Source organism: Streptomyces sp. CA-106110, from assembly GCF_050936285.1.
In the GTDB taxonomy this organism is placed as follows: Bacteria; Actinomycetota; Actinomycetes; order Streptomycetales; family Streptomycetaceae; genus Streptomyces.
The window spans coordinates 9,490,301-9,502,547 of the sequence record NZ_JBNJNB010000001.1 but is presented as its reverse complement, the minus strand read 5'-3'; the positions used below and the strand labels follow the sequence as shown (position 1 = coordinate 9,502,547).

The following is a 12,247-nucleotide window of genomic DNA, read 5'->3' as shown; positions in this document are numbered from 1 at the left end:
ATGAACAGCGGCGAAACCCTGAACCTTACTTGCCTGCATATTCACCGCCGGTACTGATCACGTGCAGGTCTCGATTAGGCTGGTCAGGCTGTGCACAGCAGACGACCCAGAGGGGAAGCATGGCGGCGCGACACGAGGAGATCGCCGACGAACTGCGGCGGGCGATCGACCGCGAGGAGTACACGGTGGGCAGTCTGCTGCCCCCGGAGACGGACCTCGCGGCCCACTACGGCGTATCGCGCGGCACGGTCCGCCAGGCGATAGCGGCCCTGACGTCAGAGGGGCTCATCGGGTCCCGGCAGGGTGCCCGCCGGGTGGTGCTGGCCAGCAGGCGCAGCCAGAGCTTCGCGGAACTGCGCAGCTTCGCGCAGTGGGCGCGGGCGATGGGCCGCGAGGCGACCGGGCGGGTGGTGGCACAGGAGTACCGGCCGGCCTCCAAGGAGGACGCGGTACGCCTCCATCTGCCGGAAGGGACCCTGGTGTTGCACGTCCTGCGCGTCCGCGGTCTGGACGGCGAGCCGGTCCTGCTGGAGCGGACCGTGTACGCAGACTGGATCTCCCCGGCGGTCGAGTCCATCGAGCCCGACTGCCCCTCCGTGACCCAGCGGCTGTTCGAGGAGACGGGCCTGGTCTTCGCCTACGGCGAGCACATCATCGACGCGGTCGCGGCCGGCGCCCAGGACGCCGAACTGCTCGGCGTCCGCCGCACCAGTCCGCTGCTGCGGGTCCGCCGCGTCACGACCACACGCGAGGGGCGCCCGGTGGAGTGGTCGGACGACCGCTACCGCTCGGACGCCGTGAGCTTCAGCGTGCACAACTCGATCGGCAACAACGCGCTGGCGCGCAAGACTGCCGAGTGACCGGCCGGGCGGTGGGCGCTCAGCCGGAGGTCGCGGCCACGCAGAACTCGTTGCCCTCCGGGTCGGCCATCACGACGTGGTGGCCGTCGAACTCCCCGAGGATCCTTCCGCCCGCATCCACCAGGCGCCCGGCCTCCGCCCTGATGCGCGCCCACCGTTCCTCGGGAGTGCCGTGCCCCGGGACGCGGACGTCGATGTGCAGGCGGTTCTTGGCGGTCTTGGGCTCGGGCACCTTGAGGATCGACAGCAGGGGGCCGACACCGTCGGGATCGCACAGCCACGCGCCGTCGTCCACGGAGTCGTCCTCCGGCAGGTCGAACTGCGCGTGCCACTCCTCACGCGTCGCGAAGGGGGCGGGCGGCGGCTCGTCGATGTAGCCGAGTGCCGTCTTCCAGAACGCGGCGAGGAGCTGGGCGTCCGCGCAGTCGAGGGTCAGAGTGATTCTGGCTGCCATGGCGTGACCGTACTCCGCGCCACTGACATCGGCAGTCACGGCCGGATTCGCGGTGGCCGTGGTTCCGTCACCGGCCGGCAGCCGGGCCGCCTCAGGTCGGCGACCCCGACGAGAACCGTCGCAGCAGCGGGGACAGCACGAGTACCGACTTGGTGCGCTCCACGAACGGCTCCCCGGCGATCCGCTCCAGCACGCGCTCGAAGTGGCGCATGTCGGAGGCGAAGACCTGGGCGATCGCGTCCGCCTCACCGGTGACGGTGGAGGCGGCCACGACCTCCTGGTAGCGCTCAAGACCCCGCTGGATGGTCTCGGGCGAGGTGTTGCGACGGCAGTAGATCTCGACGAACCCCTCGGTCTCCCAGCCGAGCGCCCCCGGGTCGACCCGGACGGTGAACCCGGTGATGGCACCGGTCGCGCGCAGCCGGTCCACGCGCCGCTTGACGGCGGGTGCGGACAGGCCGACCAGTTGCCCGATGTCCGCGTAGGAGCGGCGGGCGTCCTCGGCGAGGGCGTGGACGATGCGTTCGTCGAGATCGTTCAGCAAGGCGGGTGGTTCACTTCTCTGCGGTGACTGCGGCCGGTGCGGGCTCCACGGCTGCCAGCCGGGAGCGCCGGTGGCCGTACACGAAGTAGAACACGAGCCCGACGGCCATCCAGACACCGAAGACCACCCAGGTGACGGTCGAGAGGCTGCCCATCATCCACACGCACAAGGCGAAGCCGAGCCCGGGCAGGACCGGGGACAGCGGGACCCGGAAGGTGCGCGGCATCTGCGGACGCGTCCGGCGCAGCACCACCACCGCGATGTTGACCAGCGCGAAGGCGAACAGCGTGCCGATGCTGGTGGCGTCGGCGAGCTGCCCGAGCGGGATGGCCGCGGCCAGGACGCCGCAGAAGAGCGACACGATCACGGTGTTGGCGCGGGGCGTGCCGGTCCGCGGGTGGACGCGCGAGAAGACCTTGGGCACCAGACCGTCCCGGGACATCGCGAAAAGAATGCGTGTCTGGCCGTACAGCACGGTCAGCACGACGCTCGCGATGGCGATGACCGCGCAGGCCGCGAGGAGCGTGCCCCAGAAGGTCTGGCCCGTGACGTCCTTCATGATCTGGGCGAGGGCGGCCTCCAAGTCGTCGAACTGCCGCCAGGGCTTCGCGCCCACGGCGACGGCCGCGACGAGGACGTACAGCGCCGTGACGATGACGAGGGACAGCATGATCGCCCGCGGCAGGTCGCGCTGCGCGTTCTTCGCCTCCTCGCCGGCCGTGGAGGCGGCGTCGAAGCCGATGTACGAGAAGAAGAGCGTGGCCCCGGCGGCGCTGACGCCGGCCATGCCGAGCGGCATGAAGTTCGCGTAGTTACCCGAGCGGAAGCCCTGGATGCCGATCAGGCAGAACAGCAGCAGCGCGGCGATCTTCACAACGACCATGATCGTGTTGGCCCGGGCGGACTCCTTGGCGCCGCCGAGGAGGAAGACCATGGCGAGGAGCACGACGATCAGGGCCGGAAGGTTGAAGATGCCTCCGTCTCCGGGCGGCGCGGACAGGGCGGCCGGAATGGTGACACCGAAGGTGCCGTCCAGCAGCTCGTTCAGGTACTCGCCCCAGCCGACCGCGACGGCGGCGACGGAGACGCCGTACTCCAGGACCAGACACCAGCCGCAGATCCAGGCGATCAGCTCGCCCATCGTTGCGTACGCGTACGAGTACGAGGACCCGGAGACCGGGATCGTGCCCGCCAGCTCGGCATACGACAGGGCGGAGAACAGCGCGGTGAGGCCGGCGATCACGAAGGAGAGGGTGACGGCGGGACCGGCCTTGGGGACGGCCTCTCCGAGCACCACGAAGATGCCGGTACCGAGGGTGGCACCGATGCTGATCATGGTGAGCTGCCACAGCCCAAGGGACCGCCGCAGGGTCCCTCCCTCGCCCTGGCCGCCCTCGGCGACCAAGCGCTCCACGGGCTTGCGACGCATCAGACGTGCGCCGAGGCCGGGGGTCGCGTAGGCCGGATGACTGGGGGACTGCGGGGGTGCGCCTTGGTCGAGCACGCGTCGGCTCCTTATCGCTGCCGGTCAAGGGGCAGGCGGGACCGGCGGCACCCTGCGACGGGGACCACCGAGCGGGGTCCTCGCCACGCCACGTACAGGGCATGACCTCCTAATGAGGTTGTCAAGCCGCACCAGTGACGGAGAACGCAGGGTCATAGCACCGTCCGTCACGGATCAGGGCCCACAGGACGTTCACCCGTCGGCGGGCCAGGGCGAGGACTGCCTGGGTGTGCCGCTTGCCTTCGGCGCGCTTGCGTTCATAGAAACGGCGAGAGGCGTCGCAGGCACGGATGCTGATGAGCGCGGAGGTGTAGAAGACACGCTGCAGTCCGCGGTCGTAGCGGCGGGGCCGGTGCAGATTGCCGCTGATGCGGCCGGAGTCACGGGGCACGGGGGCGACCCCGGCCAGGCTGGCCAGCCGGTCCGGGGTGCCGAAGCGGCTGAGGTCGCCGGCGGTGGCGGCCAGGAACTCCGCGCCCAGCAGCGGCCCGATGCCGGGCATGCTGCCGATGACCTCGGCGAGGTCGTGGGCACGGAACCGGGCCTCGATGCGCTTGTCGATCTCGGCGATCTGCTCGCTCAGATCCCGCACCTCCTTCGCCAGGGTGTGGATCACCTCTGCGGTGATCTGTTCCCCGGGCAGGGCGGTGTGCTGACGCTCGGCCGCGTCCAGCGCGGCCGCGGCCAGGGCTTCAGCACCGCGGACCTTGCGGTTGCGCAACCAGTTCTCCAGACGCTTGCGGCCGATCCGGCGCAGTGCGGCCGGGGTCTGGTAGCCGCTCAGCAGGGTCAGTGGGCCGAGGTTGCCCAGCTCCAGCTCTCGTTCCAACGCGGGGAAGATGTTGGAGAGTTGGCCTCGCAGACGGTTGATCTTCCGGGTACGGTCGGCGACGAGGTCGGCCCGCCGGTTGGTGAGGACCCGGAGCTCGACGACCTGTTCGTCCTCTGGTCGCAGGATGGTCAGGTCGTGGCGCATCCGGGCCTGGTCGGCGATGACAGTGGCGTCCTTGGCGTCAGTCTTGCCTGTGCCCCGGTAGCCGGCGGAGGCCCGGTTGACCGCGAGGCCGGGTATGTAGACGAGCTGCTGGCCGTGGTTGAGCAGGAGGCTGACCCACAGGGCGGCCATGCCGTCGGCAACGTCGACCGCCCAGACGACGTCCTCGTCCAGGGCCAGGACGTCGGCGAGCAGCTCCAGCAGTTCCGGCTCGTCGTTCAGCACCCGCCGGGACAGCAGTCGGTTGCCTTCACTGTCCAGCACCACGCAGTGGTGGTGGGTCTTGCCGATGTCCGTCCCCGCCCAGATGTTGGCCACGGGTTCCTCCGGTCGTTCGATGTGCATGTGCGTCCCGGCAACGACCGCGCCGACGTGGTCCTACTCAGCGATGCACCCGCAGGGGCCCGCAGCTCCTAATCAGTGGCCGGGTCGTCGTGAGACACCGGGCGGCCAGGTCAGGCGAACCATCAGGGGCAACCCTATGAAAGCCATACCCGGTGTCTCTGGGCCTCTGGACCTTACGACTGGCCCGTCCAACCCGATGAAGAAGGTAGGACCCTATGAGTCACGCTTCACGGGCGTAATGCAGCAACCTTGCGCACCGTCGCAAGATCATTGCGTTCATCGGAGCGTCGCGGAAATTTGTTGCGCAAGCCCTTTCGCTGTTTTCGCCTGGACACCAGAGCCCGCCGCTCAGCCCTCCTTGCACGCTCCGGCGACCGCTCGCGCCTCGGTTTCGTGCATCGCGTCGCAGCCCGTCCGTGCGGACCTTCCGCGGGCCGTCGGACGTCGATCCAGCGGGTGCGGGCCGCCTGCTCGGCGGCTCCGGGACGCCGGGGCGCGTGCCCAACGGACCGGGCTCCTACGGCGACGGCCCCGTCATCCCGGCCTGGGACAACAGGGCCGTCCGGCGCCTGACGAGCTGTCAGTTCCAGCTGGCGTGCAGCGGCTTGCCCTCCGCGTAACCCGCCGCGCTCTGGATGCCCACCACCGCGCGCTCGGCGAACTCCTCCAGGGAGTTCGCGCCCGCGTACGTGCAGGAGGAGCGGACGCCCGCGATGATCGAGTCGATCAGGTCCTCGACACCCGGACGGACCGGGTCGAGGAACATCCGGGAGGTGGAGATGCCCTCCTCGAACAGGGCCTTGCGGGCTCGGTCGTAGGCCGACTCCTCCGACGTACGGTTGCGCACCGCGCGCGCCGAGGCCATGCCGAACGACTCCTTGTAGAGGCGGCCCTCCGCGTCCTGCTGCAGGTCGCCGGGTGACTCGTAGGTGCCCGCGAACCACGAGCCGATCATCACGTTGGACGCCCCGGCGGCCAGCGCCATGGCGACGTCGCGCGGGTGCCGGACACCGCCGTCGGCCCACACGTGCTTGCCGTACTTCCGCGCCTCGGCCGCGCACTCCAGGACCGCCGAGAACTGCGGGCGGCCGACGCCCGTCATCATGCGCGTGGTGCACATGGCGCCGGGGCCCACACCGACCTTGACGATGTCCGCGCCCGCCTCGATCAGGTCGCGCACACCCTCGGCGGCGACGACGTTGCCCGCGACGATCGGCACCTGCGGGTCCAGCCCCCGGACCGTCCTGATGGCACTGATCATGGACTCCTGGTGGCCGTGCGCGGTGTCGATGACGAGCGTGTCCACGCCCGCGTCGAGCAGCTGCTTGGCCTTGCCCGCGACGTCGCCGTTGATGCCCACGGCGGCGGCGATGCGCAGCCTGCCCGCGGCGTCCGTGGCCGGGGTGTACAGCGTGGCCCGCAGGGCGCCCTTGCGGGTGAGGATGCCGACGAGCCTGCCCTTCTCGTCGACGGCCGGGGCGTAGCGGCGGTTGGCGGTGTCGAGGGTGATGAAGGCCTCGCGCGGGTCGATGCTCGCGTCGAGGATCAGCAGGTCCTTCGACATGACCACTTCGAGCTGGGTGAAGCGGTCCACACCGGACAGGTCGGCGTCGGTGACCACGCCGATGGGCCGGTGGTCCTCGTCGACGACCACACCGGCGTTGTGGGCGCGCTTCGGCAGCAGCGCGAGGGCGTCGGCGACGGTCTGGTGGGGGGCCAGCACGATCGGGGTGTCCAGCACCAGGTGGCGGCTCTTGACCCAGGAGATGACCTCGGTGACCACGTCGATCGGGATGTCCTGCGGTACGACCACCAGACCCCCGCGACGGGCCACCGTCTCCGCCATGCGGCGGCCGGCGATGGCGGTCATGTTGGCCACGACGAGCGGGATGGTGGTGCCCGTTCCGTCGGGTGAGGCGAGGTCCACACCCTGGCGGGAACCGACCGCGGAGCGGCTCGGCACCATGAAGACGTCGTCGTAGGTCAGGTCGTACGCAGGCTGGATGTCATTGAGGAAACGCACGTGCTGCACATCCCAGTCGATCAAAGGCGGCCCCCGGGCAGGACAGCCAAGGGGAAGAGCACGTACTTCATTGTCCCATGCCGGGTGGAATGCGGTCCCCGGACAGATCATCCAGGCAGGTCAGCGCCGTCTTCGTGGGATCCTCCAAGGGCGAGCGCGATACGGAGTCCCGGCTCGCGGTCCACCGCCGAGGTGAACACCTGCTCGGCGATCTCCCAGTCCTCCGGCCGCGCCGTCGCGTAACCTCTCCAACCGGTGACGAGGATCAGCAGGCCTCTGTCGGCGGCGGCCTCCGGCCAGACCGACAGATCGGTGAGTGAGTCGGAGAGTGCGTCCCAGTTGCGCCCGAACCAGCCCGGCAGCTCCAGTGCGCGCACGACCTGCTCCATGAACGCGGCCTTGTCGGTGACCTCATGGAGGTCCAGCGTCACGACGAGCGGGCCCGTCAGGTCCTCGGTCATCTCGGCACCGCCCGGAACGAGTTGCAGTGATCAGCAGGACGGGCATACGAGGGCGGCCCTGGTGGCACACCGGGGACGCGGGACGCACTGCGTCCACACGGCCCGGATGCCGCCACGACCGCCCTCGTATGCCCGGTGGTCAGGGCCCGTCGGGGTCCATCCGGTTCAGGGCGGGCCTGGGCGGCGGCCCCGCCGTCATGAGAACGTCCGCCGCCGACGTGTCCGTCACCAAGCTGGTGACGAGCCCGGACCGCAGGACCGCGTCGATCGCCGTCGCCTTGCGCTGCCCGCCCGCTATCGCGACGACCTCGGGGATACGGCGCAACTGGTCCGCCTTGACGGTGATGCAGCGTTCCCCGAGATCCCGTCCGACCCGGCGGCCCTCGGCGTCGAAGAGGTGCGCGGACATCTCGGCGGCGACACCCAGGGAGGCGTAGTGCGCGCGCTCCTCCTCGGTGAGCATGTCGTGGACCGTCGAGATGCCCGGCTCCCAGGAGCCGATGGAGACGCAGGCGACCGTGACCTTGTCGAAGTACTCGAAGGCGCGGGCGATCCCCGTCTGGTTGCGCAGCGCCGCCGCGGTCGCCGCATCGGGCAGCAGCATCGGCGCATAGATCGGGTGGGCGTCGCCGCCGGAGACCTGCGCGGCCCGACGGACGGCCTCCACCGAGCCGCGCTCGGCGGTCCCGGCGTCGTACACGCCCGTCAGCTGCACCACCGTGCAGGGCGGCAGACGGTCGAGGGCCGCCGCCATGTGGATGGTGGAGCGGCCCCAGGCCAGACCGAGCACATCGCCCTCGGTCACCAGTTCGCCGAGCAGGTCGGCGGCCACCTCACCGAGGTTCTCGGGGTCGGGAGACTCCTCGGCGTCGGCCGGGGACTCCACCACCACGGCGTGCCTGAGGCCGTACCGGGCGCGCAGCGCGTCGGAGCGCTCCGCATCCAGCTCGGCCGGCACCCGGATCTCGATCCGCACGAGATCACGTTCGAGAGCGGTCTCCAGGACCCGGGCCACTTTGAAGCGGCTGACACCGAACTCCTCCGCGATCTGGATCTTGGATTTGCCCTCGAGATAGAAGCGACGGGCCATGGCCGCCGCCTGCACCAGCTCAGCGGGTCCCATCCGCGTGGCTGACCGGCCCGCCGACATACCCGACACGGCCATCTCCTCACTGCTGTTCACACTCTGCATTCGCCTTCATCCTTGCAGATCCGGCGTGCTTGATCAGCCCAGACGGACGGCGTTCAGGTTCCGTTGTCTCACTCGTCGCACGCCCAGGACGCACGGGCGGCCGCCCGCTCCGCCTGGGTGCGCAATGCACGTACCGCGGCAGCCGGGTCGGCCGCCCCGTAGACCGCCGAACCGGCCACGAAGACGTCCGCCCCCGCCTCCGCGCACTGTTCGATGGTGGAGGCCGAGACACCGCCGTCGACCTGCAGCCACAGCTCGAGACCGTGCTTGCTGATCAGCTCCCGGGTACGGCGGATCTTCGGCAGCATGATGTCCAGGAAGGCCTGACCGCCGAAGCCGGGCTCGACCGTCATGATCAACAGCATGTCCAGCTCGGGCAGCAGGTCCTCGTACGGCTCGATGGGGGTCGCGGGCTTGAGGGCCATGGAGGCCCGCGCGCCCTTGGCCCGGATCTCGCGGGCGAGCCGCACGGGCGCGGCGGCCGCCTCGACGTGGAAGGTGACCGAGCCGGCACCCGCCTCGACGTACTGCGGCGCCCACCGGTCGGCGTCCTCGATCATCAGGTGGCAGTCCAGCGGGGTGTCCGTCGCACGCGTCAGGGCCTCCACGATCGGCGCTCCGAGCGTGAGGTTCGGTACGAAGTGGTTGTCCATGACGTCGACGTGGAGCCAGTCGGCCCCCTCCACCGCCCGCGCCTCCTCGGCGAGGCGGGCGAAGTCGGCGGACAGGATGCTGGGGTTGATCTGCACGGCCATGACCCAAGACTGCCATGCCCAGGCCATGCGTGTTGACGTCGGTCCGCCCCGGGGCACCGGGGGCCCGTTCTGCCGGGGCGGCTGCGGGAGGACGGCCGCGAGAGGCCGGAGGGCCGCGTGGAGCAGATCCTGGCCCAAGCCGTCCTCTCCCTCGCCGGAAGGGAACTCGCTCTGTGCGCGCGGGGGCCGGGTCCGCGCCCGTCACCGCGCCGCCGAGGCTCGCGTTCTGCGGCTGGTCGTTTTCCTACCTGCGGAAGAGGCCCCCGGTTCCCTGCGGAAGGGGCCCCTGGCCGGCGGTGACGCCGGCCAGGGGCCCCTTTTTACACGATGTGCCTAGTTTTTACGCGATGTGCCTAGCTCAGCCGTCGGACTCCGACGACGGGATGTAGGCGCCCGGTACGTCGTTCGGCGCGTACATCTTGCTCTCGCCGGGGTACGGCTTGGTCCAGTTGTGCGTCTCGTACCACGTGAAGTGGTTCATCTGCGCGGGGTTCGCGTAGTCCGGCACGGCGTGGGGACCGGTCAGCCGCTGGTGCGACTTCCACGCGTTCCACTGCGCCGCGAGCGCCTGCTCCTTCGCCGGCACCTTCGCCGACGTCGGTGCGGGGGCCGCACTCGCGTTCTGCGGCGCCGGGGTGTCCAGGCCGCAGGAGGGCGGGGTGCTCAGACCGAGGGTCAGCGAGGTCCGGTTGGGCAGCGCGGTGAACGGCGCGTTGTTCGGCGTCTTGGTGAACGCCGTGGCCATGGGGGTGGCCGCGCTGTCCTTCTGGTTCATCGGGTGGATCCCGAGGATCTGCTCGATGGTGCGGATCATCGTGATCTGCGAGTAGTAGCGGTTGTCGACAGCGCCGTGCTGCGCCCAGGGGCTGATGATCTGGATCGGGGCACGGTGGCCGTCGACGTGGTCGAGGCCGGCCTGGGAGTCGTCCTCGACGACGAAGATCGCCGAGTCCTTCCAGTACTTGCTGTGCGAGATCTTGTCGACCATCCGACCGACCGCGAGGTCGTTGTCCGCGACCTGCGCGGCCGAGTTCGCCGGACCACCGGTGTGGTCGTTGGACAGCCAGAACATGTTCAGGTTCGCAGGACCGTTCTGCGCGAAGTCCTGCTCCCAGATCTGCTCCTTGTAGATGTCCGGGACGCTGGTGTCGAACAGCGGGAAGCCAGGCACCGACACCTTGTTGAGCGAGGGGATCGCCGAGCCCGTCTTGATGGGGTAGGCGGTCTTCTGGCCGGTCGCCTGCATGTTCTTGGTGTCGCAGTACAGGTTCTGCCAGCTCGCGCCGGCCGGCTTGCTCTCGATCGACTGGAACTCGCCGTAGTCCTTGACGGACTTGCCGGCCGCCTGCGCCCCGGACCAGATGAAGCCGGACTTCTGGTGGCCGAGGGCGTCGTCCTCGGTGTCGTAGCTGCGCGTGTACTCGCCGGCCGAGGACTCGGTGTACTCCGGGTCGTCGGCCTGCATCAGCCAGTTGTGGCCCTCGGCGGAGTTCGTGCCGATGTCGTACGTGTTGTCGTACAGACCGAACTGCTCGGCCAGCGCGTGCTGGTTCGGCGTCACGTTCTCGCCGAACTGCGTCAGCGCCGAGTCGCCGTTGCCCTGCGGCATGTCACCGAAGACCTGGTCGTAGGTCCGGTTCTCCTTGACGATCAGGAAGACGTGCTTGATCGTCGAGGGGTCGCCGAGCCGCTTCGGGACCGGCACCGCCTTCGCCTTGCTGCCCTTGGCCACCTTGACCGAGCCGTTGGTCCAGCCGTTCTGCTTGAAGACCTTGGCCGTCTCGGACCTGATGACGCTGTCGTCCGGCAGCGTGAACTGCGTCAGGCTCGACGTGGTGTCGTGGGTGCCGTGCCCGGCGCTGCTGGTGGGGCGACGGGCGTCGATGCCACGGGTGTTGGAGACGACCACGTTCTTGCCCACGGTGGTGATCTCCGCGGGGAAGTAGTCCGTCGGAAGCAGGCCGACGTAGCTGACCGGCTCCTGCGCGGACTTGTAGCGGTAGACCGCGACCGCGTTGGCGCGGCCGAGCGTCACCAGCAGGTGACCGTCGTCGGTGAGCGTCACCGCGTCGGGCTCGTAGCCCACCGAGGCCTCCGGCCACGGCTGGGTGGAGATGGTCTGGACGACCTTGTCCTTGCGGCTGTCGATGACCGACACACCGTTGGTGGCGGTGTTGGTGACGAACACAACGCCGTTCTTGGCGTACACCGCGGTCGGGTGCAGACCGACGTCGATGCTCGAGGCGGCCGCGGCCGGGTTCGCCAGGTCGATGACGCTGACCGTGCCGGTGGTGGTGGCACCGGTGTCCGGGTTGGCCGGCACCTGGGTGCCGTAGGAGTTGATCGTGGTGTCGCCGGCCTTCGCCGGACGGCCGCCCTCGTTGCTGACGTAGAGCTTGTTGCCGACCATGGCCATGCCGCGGGGGGCGTTGCCGACGGCCCAGCTCTGCTTGATGGTCCCGGTCGCCGCGTCGATGGCGACCACGCGGTTCTGGCCGTTGACCGCGGAGTACACGGTGGAGCCGTCGGCCGAGAACACCGCCGCACCCACCAGCGCGTGCTTGGAGCCGTCGGCCGGGATCGAGACGGCCGTCGGGTTGGCGAGGGTGCCGTCCGCGTTCACGGTGAACTTGGTGTAGCCGTCGCTCTGACCCAACCACAGCTGCTTGCCGTCGGGCGAGTACGTCGGGCCTTCCTGGCCGACCGCGCTGCTGCTGATGCGCAGGTTGTCGGCGGCGTTGGTGCCGACCTTCTGCTTCACCTGGCCGGTCGCGAGGTCCATGATGACCAGGGCCGCATCGCCGTCGGTGACCGCAGCGGCGAGGTGCGTGCCGTCCGGGCTGACGGAGGACGACATGATCTTGCCGTCGTTGATGACGGTGTGGTTGCCGTACGGCGCGATGTACTGGTCGCTGGAGACGACCTGGCCGTTGGCGGTGACCTGGCCGACCTGGTCGGTTCCGAACTGCTGCGTCTGGGCAACAGCCGTGCCCGTGACGGCGAGGACGACAGCGGTGCCCACCGATACCAGAGTGGTACGGCGGCCGACGCGTCTACCGAAAAGGCTGATCTGTGCCTTCTCGTTGATCCGACGCTGCCGTGTTACCTGCATGGA

General features: G+C 69.6%; 10 protein-coding genes. 1 reads left to right on the top strand and 9 read right to left on the bottom strand.

Annotation, left to right across the window (positions count from 1 at the left end; genetic code table 11):
- The first annotated feature begins 119 nt into the window (after positions 1-119).
- The gene (locus tag ACQEXA_RS43805) at positions 120-860 is read left to right on the top strand and encodes a GntR family transcriptional regulator (RefSeq protein WP_433132762.1); all 741 of its coding nucleotides are present in this window, start codon (positions 120-122) and stop codon (positions 858-860) included.
- 19 nt (positions 861-879) lie between these two features.
- Here ACQEXA_RS43805 and ACQEXA_RS43800 read toward each other — a convergent pair whose 3' ends face one another.
- The 9 genes from ACQEXA_RS43800 to ACQEXA_RS43760 form a co-directional block, all read right to left on the bottom strand.
- Positions 880-1,314, bottom strand: a complete 435-nt coding sequence (locus ACQEXA_RS43800) for a VOC family protein (RefSeq protein ID WP_432925592.1) — start codon at positions 1,312-1,314, stop codon at positions 880-882.
- A gap of 91 nt (positions 1,315-1,405) precedes the next feature.
- A complete protein-coding gene (locus tag ACQEXA_RS43795) occupies positions 1,406-1,858 on the bottom strand; it encodes an Lrp/AsnC family transcriptional regulator (RefSeq protein WP_263228900.1) in 453 nt (150 codons plus the stop codon).
- A gap of 10 nt (positions 1,859-1,868) precedes the next feature.
- On the bottom strand, positions 1,869-3,362 hold the full coding sequence (locus tag ACQEXA_RS43790) for an amino acid permease (RefSeq protein ID WP_433132760.1): 1,494 nt from the start codon (positions 3,360-3,362) through the stop codon (positions 1,869-1,871).
- A gap of 121 nt (positions 3,363-3,483) precedes the next feature.
- The gene (locus ACQEXA_RS43785; protein WP_432925596.1) at positions 3,484-4,701 is read right to left on the bottom strand and encodes an IS110 family transposase; all 1,218 of its coding nucleotides are present in this window, start codon (positions 4,699-4,701) and stop codon (positions 3,484-3,486) included.
- A 580-nt stretch (positions 4,702-5,281) separates the two neighbouring features.
- Complete coding sequence (locus ACQEXA_RS43780) at positions 5,282-6,724, bottom strand: GuaB1 family IMP dehydrogenase-related protein (RefSeq protein WP_432925597.1); 1,443 nt, start codon at positions 6,722-6,724, stop codon at positions 5,282-5,284.
- A 107-nt stretch (positions 6,725-6,831) separates the two neighbouring features.
- The gene (locus ACQEXA_RS43775; protein WP_432925598.1) at positions 6,832-7,185 is read right to left on the bottom strand and encodes a barstar family protein; all 354 of its coding nucleotides are present in this window, start codon (positions 7,183-7,185) and stop codon (positions 6,832-6,834) included.
- Positions 7,186-7,324: 139 nt separating this feature from the next.
- Positions 7,325-8,368, bottom strand: a complete 1,044-nt coding sequence (locus ACQEXA_RS43770; RefSeq protein WP_432938997.1) for a sugar-binding transcriptional regulator — start codon at positions 8,366-8,368, stop codon at positions 7,325-7,327.
- Positions 8,369-8,445: 77 nt separating this feature from the next.
- Positions 8,446-9,132: a ribulose-phosphate 3-epimerase gene (gene rpe, locus ACQEXA_RS43765; RefSeq protein ID WP_432925600.1), complete on the bottom strand. Its 687-nt coding sequence runs from the start codon at positions 9,130-9,132 to the stop codon at positions 8,446-8,448.
- A 358-nt stretch (positions 9,133-9,490) separates the two neighbouring features.
- Entirely contained in the window at positions 9,491-12,244 is a 2,754-nt protein-coding gene (locus tag ACQEXA_RS43760) for an alkaline phosphatase family protein (protein WP_433132758.1), read from the bottom strand.
- Positions 12,245-12,247: the final 3 nt, after the last annotated feature.